Here is a 16,588-nt window from a genome sequence, read left to right as displayed (position 1 = left end):
GATAAGCGAGGGAACAGCGAGGACGGCGCAGGCGCGGATTGCTAAGGTCCGCGCCTTCGGACCTTAGCCCGGCCGCCGGCTTCACACATTCTGAAACTGCCATATGCATAGCGGGCGGAACCCCCGCAGAGCCAGTACGCTGCTTAACTAACGTGCATTACGCCATGAACGGCGACCCTACGAAAGCCGTACCAGCAGGTAGGGTGCGCATGTAGTTAGGCTTTAATTCGCCGGTCAAGCGTGAAGGGCGCTGAAGTGGCCTGGGCGATAAGGGCTGCAGCGGCGGGGTGATCGGGATGCAAAATGGCATTGTCTTCACCGGTCAAAATGCTCGGCACCGTCAGCAGCAGAGGCAATTTACTCTCCAGATTGAGAAATGCCGCGCCAATCGCCTGTGTCTCTTCCTGCTGCTGATATTTGTGCCAGTCGCTGGGCAGTTTGCTGCTGTCCAGCGCCATAATTTCGCTCTCCGGAATCGGCACGGTAAAGATCACAAAGCGACTCTTCTCCAGCATGGCTTTGCCCGTATGCACCACCAGTTCGAGCGTGGCGAGCGCCTTTGAGCTGCTGAGGTAAACCGTTTTAATGCCGGGCGGATTCCAGCGGCCGCCCCATTTTTCTGCGCCAGCGCCGCTAAACGCCTCGCTGGCGTACTCTTCTTTCACTAAACGATAAAACAGTCGGTAGGGAGCATCCGGTTCCTTCCGTTGCGTCATTACACAATCACTCCGTGTTCCAGACGGCCAATCAGCGTTAACACCGCATCACACCCGGCGGGCGTGCTGAGCATATCCATGGGCAAGGCATCATCCAGTGCCAGTGCAGGTTGATACATCCAGTTCATTGCGGCGTCAACGTCGCCCGCAAACAATTGCAGTACAGCATCCAGAATTTCGAACACCTGATAAACCCGCGCGCCTTGCTCGACGGAGAGCTGCGAACCGGCTTTCTCACGACGACGATAGGTATTGCGATCGATTGAAACCATTTGGGCAACGTCGAGCGGCGTCGCTTTGAGCACCGTGGCAGCGCGTTCAACAATAGCGACATCCAGGCCCTCGGTTATCAGCTGGTGTGCTTTCAGCGGATTGCGTGGCAAGCCCATCTGATCCATAAAGGATTGATGGACGTGCTGGATCAGCGTCGGGTCAAAGACGCGCGCGGCATTGCCGTGATTGAAAGGGGATGCAGTTGTCATAACAACCTCCTGTGCAATGTTCATTTGAACATTTTGATAGTTCAAGTGTACAGCACTGCACAGCGGTTGTCATTTTTTGTCCACGCGTAAAAATAAACGGCGATTAATCCACAATAAATAACGTTGCGCCCTGAGTCGTTGAGGAGCGATGTGCTTCCGCATTGTCCGCAACCTGGTAACTGACGCCAGCGGTTAAGGTGAAGGTGCGTCCATCATCCAGCTCGGTCACCATTTCACCCTGCAGGCACAGCAAAATATGTCCTTTACTGCACCAGTGATCCGCCAGATACCCCGCTGAATACTCGACCATGCGCACGCGAATATCGCCGAAGCGCTGGGTACGCCACAGCGCAAAGCCCTGTTCGCCGGGATGCGTTTCAGGTGCGATGTCGTCCCAGGTGGTGATGCCAAAAGGAAGCTGATCGATTTGCATGCGGATACCCTAATGATATTAAGGCATCCATGATTAGCAGCCAGCGGCCATATTAGCCAGTAAAATCAACTGGCTTCCTGCCACATCTCGCGCATTGCCAGCTCCAGCTTTTTAAACACCCGATAGCGCGAGTCATGGAACGCAAAACGTTCCGCACGCGGCAGCAGTTCGCCAGGATTGATCTGCACCGCCTGCTGCGCGGCTGCGGCGAGATTACGCCATGCGCCGACGCCCACCCCGGCACACAAGGCGGCGCCCAGCGCACCGGTCTCTTTGCACTCTGCCACGCGGATAGGAATGCCCAACACATCGGCAAACATCTGCGGCCAGATACAGCTGCGCGCCGCGCCGCCGGACAAAATCGCATGGGTAAACGGAATGCCGGCCGCACGCAAGCGATCGATATGCGCCCGATGCGCAAAGGTCACGCCTTCAAATAGCGCGAACAGCATATCGGCACGCGTATGCCAGCCGCCAAGACCGTAAAATCCGGCTTTTGCCGGTTCCGATTTGCGCCCGGAATAGAGGTAAGGATGATAGAGCGGCAGCTGCACATTCGGTTGCACGTGGGCCACGATATCGCTGCTGCGCGCGGCGCCCTGACCGCTGCGACCGTCGTCGAATTCACGCAGGAACCAGTCCAGATTGGCCGCTGACGTGGCGCTGGCTTCAATCGCCATATAGCGATCCGTTTCAATAATCGAATTCATAAACACCGGACGCAGATAATCAGGTTTATCCACCACCACCTGATTGATGCTCCAGGTGCCTGCCACAATCGATGCTTCGCCGCTGTTAACCACGCCCGAACCCACCGCGCTGGCCACCACATCGAAAATACCGGCCACCACCGGAATGCCGGCGGGTAAACCGGTGAGCTGAGCTGCCCGTGCGGTGACATGGCCGACCACCTCACAAGATTCACGCAGTGCGGGTAACAGGGCGAGGGCTTCTTCGATGCCGTACAGCGCCAGCAGTTCACGGCTGTAACCCCGTTGGCGATAATCAATCAAACCGGCACCGGCCGCATCCGAATAATCTGCGCTAATGGCACCACTGAGGAAATGGGCGATAACGTCTTTGGCGCAGAGTAAATGGCCGATCTGCGCCCAGCGTTCGGGCTGATGCTGCTTGATCCAGCTGATCAAAACCGGCGTGGCCGCGGGCCAGGGTTTTTGCAGTGAAATCTGGTAAATGCGCTGGTCTGCGCCGCTGCTTTCCAGCGCCTGCACCGTTTCACTGGCGCGATGATCGATAGACTGAATACCAAACAGCGGCTGCTGCTGTTTATCCAGCGCGTACAAGCCGTTGCCGTGGCCGGCAGCGCCCACCGCGATCACATCACTCGCTGGCGTTCCTGCCTGTTGCAAACAGCGGCTCACGGCATCGCTAACGCCATGCCAGATATCCGCGACTGGCCGTTCGGCGTAACCTTCCTGCGGCCGATGCGTTTCGCCAGCGCACTCGGCAACGGACAATACGCGCCCGCTGAGATCAAACAGCACCGCTTTGATCATGGTGTTTCCGGCATCAATACCGACTATCTTCATATCCGACTCCGTTCCATTCGCGAAGACGGCGCACCGCTTAAGCGCCGGTGCAGGTAAGGCTTAACCCTGCTGATAGATTTCCAGTGCGTCCTGGCCGCTGGCACCCTGATGAATAATCGCCATCAGCGCTTTCACCACGCGTGACGGATTATCGTGCTGATAAACGTTGCGGCCATACACCATGCCGCTGGCACCTTGCGCCATCAGCGCAGCGCTTTTTGCCAGCACGCCCGCCAGCTCGCCTTTGCCGCCGCCGCGTACCAGCGTGGGGCAGCGCGCCGCTTCGACCACGCGATGGAAATCTTCCACGTGTTCGGTGGGATCGGCTTTGATGATATCCGCACCCAGCTCACGCGCCAGGCGTACCAGCGGCACAATCTTCTCCACATCGCCAAGGGATCCATACGCCGCGCCTTGCCCGGCGGGCGCCATTACCAGCGGTTCAATCATCAGCGGCATGCCATAGCGATCGCACGCCTGGCGCAGGCGGCCAATATTCTCGACGCACATGCGGAAAATACCCGGCTCATCGGAGATCAGATAGAGATTCACCACCACCGCAGCGGCGTCCATCTGCAGCGCGGCGAGAATCGGCTCATCGGGATTGTGCAGCACCGCCCACATTTCACGATGGCGCGCGGCGTTGTAGGCGTTGCCGACATCGGTGCGCATCACCAGCGCCGGTTTGCGCCCGGCGACGCGCTGCAGCAAATCGGCCTGGCCGTAATTCACCTGAATCGCATCCGGCTGTGCGGCGATCAGGTTATCCATCACTGCCTCTATATTCTCCAGCCCGATAAGAAAATCCGGCTCGTTGGCGATGCCATGATCGATCGCCACATCCAGACATTTGCCGTGTTGCAACAGGCGATGCATGCGCACTTTATTGGTGACTGACATGGGGTGTTTCCTCCTGAAAAACGGTGGGGTAAAGACCGGTGAGGCCGTGTAAACGCGCCAGATTGTTACAGCCGCGTTGCAGCTGCTGCGCGCGTTCGGTGTCGCTCCAGCCCAGCGTGGTCGCCATTAACTGGGCAATTTCCTGCACCAGCGGCGCGTTGAGTTCACCGCAAATCGCCAGCGAGGTGCGGCGCACCAGCAGATCTTCCAACTGGCACACCTGCTCGTGCTCAATCAGATAGCGCAGTTCGAGGTCGCTGTACGCCGCATGATGCTGCAGCGGTTGCTCGCCGTGCTGCTGAATCAGCGCCAGCAGCGGCACGGCGCGGCTGCCGTAGCGTTTAGCCAACTGCCTGACGCGCGGCAGCGGCACGGCAAAACGCTGCGCCAGCTGAGCCAGCCACGGCGTTTGCTCTGAAGGTTGCGGGAAGTCACGGCCACCGCCAATCGGCACCTCGCCGCTGGAGAGCTGGCGCTTTTCCCCCAGCAGACGTAACACCCGATCCGCCGCTTCTTCACCGAACTGGCGGAAAGTGGTCCATTTGCCGCCCACCAGACACAGCGTGCTCCAGGCGCGATTGACGTCGGGCGGCAGCATCACTATTGAGTGATTACGCGAGATTTGGCCGTTGAGTTTGGCATCGCTGGCAGGCAGCGGACGCACGCCGCAGAAGGTGTAAACAATGGCGGAATCAGGCACTTCAACCTGCGGAAAGACGAAGCGCAGCGAGTCGAGAATATAGGCCTTTTCATCCTCTTCACACACCACCGCATCAGGATCGTCAACGCGGATATCGGTTGAACCCACCAGCACCTTGCCGAACCACGGGAACATGATGCAGACCCGGCCTTCCTGATTTTCGAAGTAGACCATTTCGCCATCCAGCATATGCAGCAGCTCCGGATGATCGAGGATCAGATGCGATCCTTTGGTGCCGCCAATCAGCTTCGGCAGGTCGTCGCGAGCAGAGAGTCGTTGATTGAGCCGATCGATCCACGCGCCACCGGCATTCACCAGCACGTGCGGTTGCAGGCGAAAGCGCTCGCCGCTTAGCACATCCTGCAACACCACGGTTTCACCCTCGGCGCTGACCAGCTGCAGATAGTTGAGCGCCAGCGCATCCGGACACGCCTTTTCAGCATCATCAATGAGCTCAAATCCCAGACGTTCCGGCGCGCTGATCCACGCATCGTAGTAACTGGCACTGTATTTCACCCAGGGCGCGAATCCCGGCCAGCGATCGCGCGTGGCGGCTTCATTACGCACCTGATGCTTCGGCATCGAACCATACTGGCGGGTGTAGATGTCGTACAGGCTGAGCCCGGTTTTAATCAGCAATGCACCGCGCCGCGTGGGTTTATCACTGAGGCGCAGAAAGCGGCGCGTGGCGTTGATTAACCCCCCCGCGAGATTGTCGATCGGCACCGTGGTGCGCAGCGGAAAGACATAGTGCGAGGCATTTTTTAACAGGCGATCGCGCTCGGTAACCGACTCTTTCACCAGCGTAAACTCGCCGGTTTCCAGATAACGCAATCCACCGTGGATCATGCGCGACAGCGCACCGCTGGCCGCCTGGCACCAGTCGCCTTTCTCCACCAGAATCGCCGGAATACCTTGCAGCGCCAGTTCACGGAAGGTACTGATGCCGTTAATGCCGCCGCCGACAATCAATACCGGCGTGGAAGACCGCTGGCGCAGGGCGCTCAGACGCTGTTCGCGCGTTTGCCTATTACTCATGGTTCGCTCCTCGGCTGATGGCCAGTTCCAGTACGCCAGCCGCAGTGGATTCATCAGTGACTATCCCTTGCAGCCACTGACCGTGCAGGGCGCAGTGAATCGGGTCGACTTTGTCACGCCCGGCCACCACGGCCATGGAAAAGGGAATGCGCTGCAGTTCGGGCAAGGTCAGTCCGACTAAACGACGGTTGGCGTCAAACGGGGCGGGCTGGCCGTTGGCATCCAGCAGCCAGGCTAACAGTTCACTGCGCGCACCGCTGGTTTCGATGCTGGCCGAAGCGTGGCGTGCCGCCAGGTTGAGATCGTAATAGCTGGAACTGTCGCTATGAATCGATCCTAATCCCACCACCGCCAGCGTGGCATTGCGCGCTTTATCCAGCACCTGTTCGACGGCGCTGATGCCCATCAGCATGTCGCGTTCGTCGGCAGAATCGGTAAACAGCGGGGCGTGGATCTGCCAGGCGTGCCCGCCAAGCCGCGCGGCCATTTCCGATGCCACATGATTAACATCGGTGTAGTGTTTGCCTTGCACGCAACCCAGGGCAGGCACCACCTGCACGTCGTATTTGCGCGTCGGCTGCAGGGCGTCAACTAACGCGCTGACGCCTTTGCCACCGGTGATGGCAATCACATCACCATCCTTTAGGCGTGAAAGCAGATACTCTGCCGCCGCCGCGCCAACCATCTGCAGGCTATGATCCTCGCTGCGCGCCACGTTGGGCGCGACCACCACCTGTTGCAGCTGGCCGAGCGCGGCCAGATCGCTCTCCAGCTGGTGCGCAGACAGCCACGGTGATTTGATGGTGATCTCCACCATACCGCTCTCTTTACCCTGACGAATCAGCCGATTGACGCTGGCCACCGACAGGCCGGTCTCCACCGCGATATCTGACTGCTTCTTACCGTCGAGGTAATACATCACCAGTACCTGGTAAATCTGACGCGCACTATGAAACGCGGGATGTTCGCTAGCAAATTCCATGGGCGATAAGTCCTTATGCAGCACGGTATTTATTCAGTAAGTGATCGATGGACACCGCCGCTAGCAGGATGAGACCTTTGATCAGCTCCTGCCAGTAAACGGAAACGTTAATTAAAATCAGCGAGCTGGTCACAATCGACAGCAGCGCCACACCCAGTACCGCGCCGAGAATCGATCCGGTGCCGCCTTTCAGGCTGGCGCCGCCAATCACCGCCGCCGCAATAACATTCAGCTCCATGCCGACACCAAAGGTGGGCGTGGCCGAGCCGAGCCGCGCCATATAGATGATGCCAGCCACACCGGCGAGCGTTGAGGTCAGTACCGTGACCCACAGTTTGATGCGATTGATATTAATGCCGGAGTAGGCGGCGGCACGTTCGTTGCTGCCGGTATAAAAGACTTTGCGAAAAAGAGTGGCTTTGCGCAGCAGGACGTCAAACAACGCAACCAGGACAAAAAACAGCACGATGACAAACGGAATGCCCCAGATCGCGCCCTGGCCGATGAATTTGAAACTCACGGGCAGAGTAAAGAGTGAGAGCGGCGTGCCCTGAGTCACAATCATGCACAGGCCACGCACAATCACCATCGCCGCTAACGACGCGATAAAGTGGCTGAGGCCGATTTTGGTCACGGTTAATCCCATCAGCAAACCGACCAGCGCCGCCGCGCCAATGCCGCCCAGGCTTGCCAGCCAGGGATCGATGCCGCTCAGGAACAACTGTCCGGCGACCACCATCGAAAGACAAACCACCGCACCAACGGAGAGATCGATACCGCCGACAATCAGCAAAATGGTCATGCCGATGACGACGATGCCTTCAATGGAAAACGACAGCAACATCGCCTTCATGTTGGCCCAGGTGAGAAAGTAGGGCGAGGTAAAGCTCATCACCACGAAGATCAGCGCGATGATGACAATCAATCCCACTTCGCGCTGCTTATGTATGCCGCCGAACAGCGACCAGCGGGATTTTTGCAGGGTGGGCAGGGTGGTATTCATGGTCATACGGCCTCCGCTTCGGGAATGATGCCAGCGGCGAGCCGCATCAGGTTCTGTTCTGTCATGGCTGCACCCGCCACTTCGCCGCTGATGCGCCCTTCATGAATCACGATGATGCGATCGCACAGGCCAATTAACTCAGGTAGCTCCGACGAAATCACCACCAGACCCACACCGTTCGCCGCCAGTTTGGCGAGAATGCTATAGATTTCCGCCTTGGCGCTGACATCCACACCGCGCGTTGGCTCGTCGAGAAACACAATTTCCGGTTGCACCGAGAGCACGCGCGCCAGCGCCACTTTTTGCTGATTACCGCCCGACAGCGAAGAGACCGGATCGCTCAACTTGCCATGCTTCAGTTTCACCTGCTGTGCCAGCGCTTCAGCCTGCTGCCGCTCGCGGCGCGGACTGAGCAGCAGCCGATGATGACTCACCGCATTGATATCCAGCGCCGAGATATTCCATTCGATTGGCATCGCCAGAAACAGTCCGGCATCTTTGCGATCTTCCGATAAATAGACCATGCGCTGTGCGATGCTGGCGGCGTAATTGCGCAGCGTTACCGCTTCGCCTTTAATCCGGATTACGCCGCGTTTGGTTGGCAACAAACCACAAACTCCCTGCGCGATTTCACTGCGTCCGGCGCCCATCAATCCGCCAATACCGAGAATTTCACCGGGACGCAGATCAAACTGGATATCGTGGAAGTGTTTGCCATCGCCCAGTTCGCGCACTTCCAGCAACGGCGACGCCGCACTAACCGGACGTTTATCTGGATAGAGCTGCGACAGTTCACGTCCGACCAACCGGGTAATCACCTCATCGGGCGTCATACTCTGCAGCGTCGCACTGTGTACGGTGCGGCCATCGCGCAGGATGGTGATGTGCTGGCACAGCGCAAAAATTTCCGCCATGCGATGGCTGATATACACCACCGCGATCCCTTGCGCCTGCAGTTGGCGCACAATGGTAAACAGCGTCTGGGCTTCCGGCTCGGTCAATGCGGCAGTGGGTTCATCCAGAATCAGCAGGCGGCAATCGAGCGTCAACGCTTTGGCAATCTCCACCAGTTGCTGCTGCGACAGAGAGAGCTCGCCGACCTTGCGGGTTACCGCTATCGGCGCCAGGCGGTTCATCACCTGTTGGGCCTTTTCACGCAGCGCTTTATGCGGCATCAGCACGCCACGCTGGCTGGCGGCGTGCGCCATCCAGATGTTTTCGTACACGCTGATATCCGGGCACAAGGCAATTTCCTGATGCACCAAACCAATACCCAGCTGTTGCGCTTCGCGCGGCGAACGGATGGTCACCGCCTTACCCTCCAGCAATATCTCGCCGCCGTCCGGACGCAAAATGCCATCAATGATATTCATCAGCGTCGATTTACCCGCGCCGTTCTCGCCGGCCAGCGCATGAATTTCACCGGCGCGCAGGGTGAGATCCACGCCCTGTAAAGCCCGCACCGCGCCAAAGCTTTTACTGATGCCGCGCAATTCCAGTAGTGCCGTCATGATCGTCACCTTTACTCGTTGATGCCTTTGGTACCACGGCGTTTCAGATAGGCATCCCAGCGGAAATCGTCAGCATTTTCTTTTGTCACCACCGCGTAGCCGTTATCGAGGATCGGGAAGGCGAAGGGATTGGTGCCGGTGCGTTTGGCATCATTCATGGGATCGATCAGTTCAGGATGGGCGGCGAGGAAAAGCGTCATAAAGCCCATGTAACCCTGAATGCCCTGATTCGGGTTGATGGCGCCAAACACCTCGCCGCTTTTGATCATATCCAGCACCTTGGCGTTAACATCGACGGTCATCACTTTCACTTTGCCGCCATTTTCCGCGACCGCCTGAGCGGCACCAATCGCCGAACTGGCTTCCGGCATAAAGATACCCTTCAGGTTGGGATTGGCCTGCAGCATCGAGAGTACGGCGTTATAGGCCTTAGAAGGATCCTGATTGGTGGCGGCGCGCGCGACCAGTTTGCTATCCGGGAAGGCGGTTTTCATTTCATTGATAAAGGCGCTAACGCGGCGATCGTGATTATCCTGACCCGGGTTTTCCAGCACCGCAAACTCGGCGCCTTTGCCCATCGCCTTGCCGAGTTCATCAGCGGCAGCTTTCCCTTCGCGGAAGTTGTCTGAGGTGATATAACCCACGCGTTTGCTGTTAGGCGAATCGGCGGCGAAGGTAACGACCGGAATACCCATTTCGGCGGCACGATTAATCGGCTCAATAAAGGGATCGGGATTCATTGGATGCAGAAAGATGCCGGCGGGTTTTTGCGCCAGGATCTGCTCAAAGCTGGAGAGCTGTTGGTTAACGTCATAAGCCGGCGTTCCACCGTAAACGGTTTTACAACCGAGCTGGTGCGCTGCCTGTTTAAACATTTCATACACCGGGAACCAGTATTCAACACCGGTTACCATCACGTTCATGTAGTAGGTTTCGCCGGGCTTACAGCGAAATTGAGGCGCGTCATCAGCGGCGCTTACGGTGCTGGTGAAACTGCTCGCTAAACATAAACTGGCGAGAAGTGCGGTGATTTTTTTCATGTTTTTTCCCCGGAACTGACGCTGAATGTGTATGGCTCAGCCGTGACAACAAAACGCGGAAAAACGAGCCGGGGCGAAATTGAAAATTATTTCTAATGCGTGAAATAATTTTCACAATGTATAAAAGCTGGCGCGGGAAAGATCAATTTATGGTTAATGAATTGTTTCGTAGTTGTGATTGTGTTCACTAATTGCCCATTGCTCCCGGCTAAAACCAAAACTTTCATATGAAATCTATCCAATCTTTTTAATGTGACCTTCATCGATATTTTGAGGTTGCGTGATTGTTAAGTGCTGCCCATTTGTTATGAATGAAGCTTAATTAAGTTTCGAATGAAGCAATCAAGCCAACAAATCGGAGCAGCAAATGAATACAACGTTCACTTCATTGCAACAACCTGATGATTTCAAACAAAACGTTCGCCAGATGAAAAAAGTGCTCAGAGAGCAGATCGGCGATGTAGAAGGGCTGTTTGAACAAGTCAGAGCGAAAATCGTCAGCGAAATAGCGGCAGCGCGTGCAGAAGAAGCGCAATACGGTTCAGCCTGGCCGCAGATTAGCCAGGAAGATATCGCTGCCGGGCGTATCAGCGAAGAGGTGAAGGATCATATTCGTCGGCGCGGTTGTGTGGTGGTCAAACAGACCTTCAGCCGCGATCAAGCATTGGCGTGGGATGAATCGATGCTCAAGTACCTCGATGACAACGATTTCGACAACGTCTATAAAGGCCCAGGTGATAACTTCTTCGGTAATCTTGAGGCTTCACGCCCGGAAATCTATCCGATTTACTGGAGCGAGGCACAAATGTCAGCGCGCCAAAGTGACGCTATGGCGCAGACACAATCCTTTCTCAATCGCCTGTGGAAGTTTGAGTCGCGCGGTACACGCTGGTTCGAGCCAGACGTCAGCATTATCTATCCCGATCGCATTCGCCGCCGTTTGCCTGGCACCACCTCGAAGGGGCTCGGCGCACATACCGATTCCGGCGCGCTGGAGCGCTGGCTGCTGCCGGCTTATCAGCAGGTGTTCAGCAAAATCTTCACCCATCAGTTTGATCAATACGATGCGTGGGATGCCGCACACCGCACCGAAGTGAATGAATACCAATCTGGCACCACCACCAAATGCTCGGCATTCCGCACCTTCCAGGGCTGGACCGCGCTGTCAGATATGCAGATTGGGCAGGGCCTGTTGCATGTGGTGCCGGTACCAGAAGCGATGGCCTATTTGCTGCTGCGTCCGCTGCTGAAGGATGTGCCGGAGGATGAACTGTGCGGCGTTGCGCCGGGTAAAGTGCTGCCGGTTTCTGCGCAGTGGCATCCTGAGTTGATTGAGGGGTTATGCTCGATTCCCGCGCTGCAAGCCGGCGATTCGGTGTGGTGGCACTGTGACGTGATCCATTCGGTTGCACCAGTTGACGATCAGCAAGGCTGGGGCAATGTGATGTACATCCCCGCTGCGCCGCTGTGTGAGAAAAACGCCGCCTACGCCAGCAAAGTGGCACAGGCGCTGGCCAGCGGGGCTTCGCCAGGTGATTTTCCACAGGAGGATTATGAAACCCAGTGGCGCGATCGTTTCACGCTCGATGCGCTGAATGCCAATGGGCGCCGCAGTCTGGGATTGCGCTAAATTTCTGGTAAGCTTGGCAAAAATCTTTCAGTAGCGGGTGTTATGAACGCACGTCATCAGCAAATTATCCAGTTGGTTAGTGAACGCGGCAGCGTCAGTGTCAATGAGCTGGCGCAAACCACCGGCGTATCGGAAGTGACCGTGCGTCAGGACCTCAATCTATTGGAGAAAGGCGGCTTTCTGCGCCGCGTGCACGGTTCTGCCGTGGCGGCAGAAAGCGATGATGTGGGCGCGCGCATGCAGACCCGCTTTGCGGTGAAGAAGCGTCTGGCAGAGCACGCTGCGTCGTTGGTGAACAGCGGTGAAACGGTGTTCATTGAAGGCGGCAGCACCAATGCGTTGCTGGCACGCGAACTGAGCGATCGCAGCGATATCACCATCATCACCGTGAGCCACTACATCGCCGGATTGCTGCGTGAAAAGGGTGGCGATGTGATTATCCTCGGCGGTCTTTTTCAAAAAAGCAGCGAATCGGTGGTGGGGCCGCTGACGCGTTTATGTATTCAACATCTGAATTTCCACAAGGCGTTTATCGGCATTGATGGCTGGGATAGTGTCACCGGCTTTACCGGTCGCGACATGCTGCGCTGTGACGTGGTGAATGCCATTATGGAAAAGCCGACGCACACCATCGCGCTGACTGATTCATCGAAATTTGGTCAGATCCACCCGTTTGCGCTTGCCCCGACGCAGCCGTTTAACACGCTTATCACCGATGCCGAACTGGATGCCGCCTATCAAAAGGCGCTGCGCGCGCAGGGTGTGGCGCTGAATTTGATTTAACTATGAACCCATCATTTCGTGTGTCATTCAAGTGAAAAATAGTGAGTAGGATGTTCGCTGTACAGTACGTATAGGCCTTATATGTACCATACAGAGAACATTGAGGTTAAAATGACGAAATCAGCGCCTGCGCCGTCATTTCATCAGTAATCAAACCGGTAACCAATCCGCTGGCCAGCACCGCGCGAATCGCTGCGACTTTGCTGGCACCGCCGGCTAGCGCCACAATCTCAGCGCGATGTGCCAGATCCAGCTCCACCGATAGGGTGCGCGCCGTCAGGCTGGTGTGGATCATCTGTCCTTTAGCATCAAAGAAATGCCCCAGTAATTCACCCACCGCGCCGGAAGAGGAGATGTCATTAATCTCGGCTTCATCGATCATACCGGCTTCCACCAGCTGAGCGGCAGGTTCCACCGTCCCGATGCCCACCAGTTTGACTTCACTTTGCGCCGCCATGGCAAACACTTCACTTACACCGCGCTGCGCCAGCAAAACGTCACGATCTTCCTGCGTGTTGGCGAAAAAAGGGACCGGCATCATGTAGGCCTGCGCACCGGTTTTCTCGGCGATGCGATGCATCACATCATGCGGATTCAGTGCGTAGTTGCGGGTTAAACAACCGAGCAGCGAGACAAAACGCATATGCGGTGCGTCGATGCGCGGCAGCTGATGGATGGCGGCGGAAAGGGTGCGGCCATGTCCGAGACCCAGGGTGGTGGAGGGGGATGACGTAAGCAGGTTACGCAGGTAATCCGCGCCCGCCATGCCTAATGCGCGCACCGGCAAGCCCTCCTCGCCGAGGTCGGGCGCGACGTGGCAGAAGTTCAAGCCGAACTGCGCGCGCAGTCGATCTTCTAACGCCACGCAGGCGACGATATCGCCATCAATCGATACTTTTACCGCGCCTTCTGCCACCATGCGCGCAATCATGCGATGGGTTTTCACCGACGGCAGGCCGAGCCGTTTCGCCACCTCAGCCTGCGTCAAACCGCCGACGTAGTGCAGCCAGGCGGCACGCAGGGCCAGAGATTCGTCGCGTTCAGTCGAGGTTGAAGCCGTTTTCATCATGTGTGCCTGTGGTTGGTTATGGTTGGGTGATGTGCGTTTTCCCCTCACCCGCCAGCAGGAGAGGGAACTGTCTGCTGCGGCCTGCTCGATTGGCTCCTTCTCCCGCCAGCGGGAGAGGGAACTGTCTGCTGCGGCCTGCTCGATCGGCTCCTTCTCCCGCCAGCGGGAGAGGGAACTGTCTGCTGTGGCATGCTCGATTGGCTCCTTCTCCCGCTGGCGGGAAAAGGTTGGGATGAGGGACAGCGCGCACATCAGTGCGCACATCCCATCACTCCGCTAAATGCAGATCCTGCACCCCGGTATCAATATGCCCCGCCCAGAAGGCAACGCTCTCGGCAATCTCTGCCACCACCTTGCTGTCCGTCGGCTCGCGCTCTTTGAAGCTCAATTCAAGACAGATTTCATTATCCTGCGCGCCGCCGCGCGCCAGCGCGTCCAGCAGCGGCTGCGGTTGAATGCGGCCGCCGGCATTGTACTGCAATGTAAAAGGTCTGTGTCCGCCTTTATCCAGCATGCTCTGCTTAATGTGAATGATCGGCGAGTAACGCGGCACCGCTTCCGCCCATGCGTAGGGATCGAAGTCGCGCGGGTCGGCGGAGGTCACATCGCCGTGATCGATGTCCGCCATCATCCACATTGGCAGCGCGAAAGCGTGCGCGCTCAGGCGCTGTTGCAGCGCTAAACAGGCCGGAATGGTTTCACCAAACTCGCGTCCAATACTCATTGGCTCCCAGAACAGGTATTTCAAACCGGCGGCTTTGGCATGCTCAGCCACCTCAGCCCAGCACTCTATGGCGATATCAATCAGCGCTTCGCGGCGTGCAACATGGTTGAAATCTTGCTGGGTAAAGATGGCAAACTGCGACCCCACCGCGTCACCGCCCAGTTCGGCGGTGATATCGGCGAAGGTTTTGAACCAGTTGACGTAATAGCGGCGCACTTCAACATCAGGGTGGCCAAAATGGTTGAGGCGGCCATACGGCCCGGTCATTCCCGAGGTCACGCGCACGCCAGTAGCGCGCAGCGCCTGCTGCATACGCCGTGTCATGCGGGTGATGGTGGCGGCAGGCCAGCCGGGATTGATGAACTCATGCGTGAGCTGCAGATCACGGATGCGAATCTGCTGCGCCACGGTAGCGATCAAATCCTGCGGATCGGCAAAGCGGTTCACCAGCGGGTTGGTATTCAGTGATAGCGTTAACGGCATGGTTCACCTCTTATCCAGCGTGTGCCCGCAGCGGCGCGGCGGCAGTGAAGGTCGCGTTGAACCACTGCGTGAAGGCTTGCTGCTGTGCGTCATTCAGGTGCAACTGATGTTTGGTGCGGCGCCACAACACATCTTCCGGCTGTTGCGCCCACTCGTTTTCCACCAGATAGCGCACCTCGGCCTCAAACAGTTGCCCACCAAAGTGACGCCCCAGATCGCTCAGCGCATTGGCATGACCGATCAACTTATCGATGCGCGTGCCGTACAACCGCGCATAGTGCTTACGCAGCGGCTGTGGCAGCCACGGCCAGCGCGCCTTTATCTGCTCTAAGAAACTGTCGAAATCGGCATTGGGCATATCGCCGCCCGGCAAGGTGGCGGCGCGCGTCCAGTCGGCGCCCATGTTCGGGAAGTAGGGTGCCAGCTTCTGTATCGCGTGCTCGGCCAGCTTACGGAAGGTGGTGATCTTGCCGCCAAATACATGCAGCAGCGGGGCGTTTTGCTGATCGTCGAGGTCGAATACATAATCACGCGTGACGGCCGACGGGTTGCCTTTGCCATCATCAAACAGCGGACGTACGCCGGAGAAGCGCGTGATCACATCGCTGGCGCGCAGTTTTACCTTGAAGTAGCGATTGACCACATCGATGAGATATTGCTGCTCGCTGTCGTCAGCGGTAACCGCTTCCGCTTTGCCTTGCCACGGAATATCGGTGGTGCCGATCAGCGCTTTGTCGCCTTCATACGGGTTAATGAAAATCACCCGTTTATCCGTGTTCTGCACCAGGTAAGCCTGCTGACCTTCCCAGAATTTCGGCACGATAATGTGAGAGCCTTTCACCAGGCGCACATTGCGGTTGCTTTTGGTGTGGGTGACCTGATTGACGATATCCAGCACCCACGGCCCGGCGGCATTCACTAGCACTTTGGCAAACACGGTGCGTGACGCGCCGCTGGCATCCTGTAGCGTGATCTCCCACTTGCCGTGATGCCGCGTGGCTGCGACACAGCGCGTGCGCGGCAGAATGGTGGCACCGCGCTCGGCGGCATCCAGCGCATTCAGCGTCACCAGACGTGCGTCGTCCACCCAGCAATCGGAGTATTCGAAACCTTTTTGATAGCTATCCAGCAGCGGCGCACCTTCCGGATCGCGGTGTAAATCCAGCGAACGCGTGCCCGGTAATTTCTGACGCCCGCCAAGGTGGTCATAGAGAAACAGCCCAAGGCGCACCAGCCACGCCGGGCGATCGCTGGGGCTGTGCGGCAAAACAAAGCGCATCGGCCAGATAATGTGCGGTGCCGCGTTAAGCAAAACTTCCCGCTCAATCAGCGCCTCGCGCACCAGCCGAAACTCGTAATACTCGAGATAACGCAGCCCGCCGTGCACCAGCTTGCCAGAGCGCGATGAGGTGCCCTGCGCAAGGTCATCTTTCTCGCACATCATCACCGTTAAACCGCGTCCGGCGGCATCGCGCGCAATACCTGCCCCGTTGATACCGCCACCAATCACAAATAGATCCAGCATGTGTTCACTCATGATTTAC

Annotated in this window: 15 protein-coding genes; 2 read left to right on the top strand and 13 right to left on the bottom strand. The window is 57.4% G+C overall.

The window, feature by feature from the left end; all coding sequences use genetic code 11:
* Positions 1–215: 215 nt before the first annotated feature.
* The 10 genes from PMI17_RS08925 to PMI17_RS08880 all read right to left on the bottom strand — a co-directional run bounded on the left by PMI17_RS08925 (position 216) and on the right by PMI17_RS08880 (position 10,355).
* On the bottom strand, positions 216–716 hold the full coding sequence (locus PMI17_RS08925; RefSeq protein ID WP_007888418.1) for an RES family NAD+ phosphorylase: 501 nt from the start codon (positions 714–716) through the stop codon (positions 216–218).
* The gene (locus PMI17_RS08920) at positions 716–1,198 is read right to left on the bottom strand and encodes an antitoxin Xre/MbcA/ParS toxin-binding domain-containing protein (protein WP_007888417.1); all 483 of its coding nucleotides are present in this window, start codon (positions 1,196–1,198) and stop codon (positions 716–718) included. The genes PMI17_RS08925 and PMI17_RS08920 overlap by 1 nt, the downstream gene beginning before the upstream one ends.
* Positions 1,199–1,301: 103 nt before the next feature.
* Positions 1,302–1,631 carry a DHCW motif cupin fold protein gene (locus PMI17_RS08915; protein WP_007888416.1) on the bottom strand — a complete coding sequence of 110 codons (330 nt, stop codon included), beginning with the start codon at positions 1,629–1,631 and terminating at the stop codon, positions 1,302–1,304.
* Positions 1,632–1,696: 65 nt separating this feature from the next.
* Positions 1,697–3,181 carry an FGGY-family carbohydrate kinase gene (locus PMI17_RS08910; protein ID WP_007888415.1) on the bottom strand — a complete coding sequence of 495 codons (1,485 nt, stop codon included), beginning with the start codon at positions 3,179–3,181 and terminating at the stop codon, positions 1,697–1,699.
* A gap of 60 nt (positions 3,182–3,241) precedes the next feature.
* On the bottom strand, positions 3,242–4,081 hold the full coding sequence (locus PMI17_RS08905) for a class I fructose-bisphosphate aldolase (protein WP_007888413.1): 840 nt from the start codon (positions 4,079–4,081) through the stop codon (positions 3,242–3,244).
* Positions 4,065–5,819: a glycerol-3-phosphate dehydrogenase/oxidase gene (locus PMI17_RS08900; protein ID WP_007888412.1), complete on the bottom strand. Its 1,755-nt coding sequence runs from the start codon at positions 5,817–5,819 to the stop codon at positions 4,065–4,067. Before PMI17_RS08900 ends, PMI17_RS08905 begins: the two co-directional genes overlap by 17 nt.
* Positions 5,812–6,801 (bottom strand): sugar-binding transcriptional regulator, encoded by a 990-nt coding sequence (locus tag PMI17_RS08895; RefSeq protein WP_007888411.1) that lies wholly within the window; start codon positions 6,799–6,801, stop codon positions 5,812–5,814. Before PMI17_RS08895 ends, PMI17_RS08900 begins: the two co-directional genes overlap by 8 nt.
* Before the next feature lie 13 nt (positions 6,802–6,814).
* On the bottom strand, positions 6,815–7,810 hold the full coding sequence (locus tag PMI17_RS08890; RefSeq protein ID WP_007888410.1) for an ABC transporter permease: 996 nt from the start codon (positions 7,808–7,810) through the stop codon (positions 6,815–6,817).
* Complete coding sequence (locus PMI17_RS08885) at positions 7,807–9,315, bottom strand: sugar ABC transporter ATP-binding protein (protein WP_007888409.1); 1,509 nt, start codon at positions 9,313–9,315, stop codon at positions 7,807–7,809. Before PMI17_RS08885 ends, PMI17_RS08890 begins: the two co-directional genes overlap by 4 nt.
* Positions 9,316–9,326: 11 nt before the next feature.
* Positions 9,327–10,355, bottom strand: a complete 1,029-nt coding sequence (locus PMI17_RS08880) for a substrate-binding domain-containing protein (RefSeq protein ID WP_007888406.1) — start codon at positions 10,353–10,355, stop codon at positions 9,327–9,329.
* Between the two features lie 367 nt (positions 10,356–10,722).
* Between PMI17_RS08880 and PMI17_RS08875 the strand changes: the two genes are divergently transcribed.
* Together PMI17_RS08875 and PMI17_RS08870 are read left to right on the top strand one after the other, a co-directional pair.
* The gene (locus PMI17_RS08875) at positions 10,723–11,985 is read left to right on the top strand and encodes a DUF1479 domain-containing protein (protein ID WP_007888402.1); all 1,263 of its coding nucleotides are present in this window, start codon (positions 10,723–10,725) and stop codon (positions 11,983–11,985) included.
* 42 nt (positions 11,986–12,027) lie between these two features.
* Entirely contained in the window at positions 12,028–12,768 is a 741-nt protein-coding gene (locus tag PMI17_RS08870) for a DNA-binding transcriptional regulator YciT (RefSeq protein WP_007888400.1), read from the top strand.
* 106 nt (positions 12,769–12,874) lie between these two features.
* On the opposite strand, the gene PMI17_RS08865 is transcribed toward PMI17_RS08870, so the two are convergent.
* From PMI17_RS08865 to PMI17_RS08855, 3 genes are all read right to left on the bottom strand, one after another.
* Positions 12,875–13,834 carry a sugar-binding transcriptional regulator gene (locus PMI17_RS08865; protein WP_081496528.1) on the bottom strand — a complete coding sequence of 320 codons (960 nt, stop codon included), beginning with the start codon at positions 13,832–13,834 and terminating at the stop codon, positions 12,875–12,877.
* A gap of 271 nt (positions 13,835–14,105) precedes the next feature.
* Positions 14,106–15,044 (bottom strand): sugar phosphate isomerase/epimerase, encoded by a 939-nt coding sequence (locus PMI17_RS08860; RefSeq protein ID WP_007888398.1) that lies wholly within the window; start codon positions 15,042–15,044, stop codon positions 14,106–14,108.
* A gap of 10 nt (positions 15,045–15,054) precedes the next feature.
* Positions 15,055–16,581, bottom strand: a complete 1,527-nt coding sequence (locus tag PMI17_RS08855; RefSeq protein WP_007888397.1) for a glycerol-3-phosphate dehydrogenase — start codon at positions 16,579–16,581, stop codon at positions 15,055–15,057.
* Positions 16,582–16,588: the final 7 nt, after the last annotated feature.

Source organism: Pantoea sp. GM01 (assembly GCF_000282675.1).
Taxonomy (GTDB): Bacteria; Pseudomonadota; Gammaproteobacteria; order Enterobacterales; family Enterobacteriaceae; genus Pantoea; species Pantoea nemavictus.
Note: the sequence above shows the minus strand (reverse complement) of the source record. Positions and strands in the feature narration are given on the sequence as shown.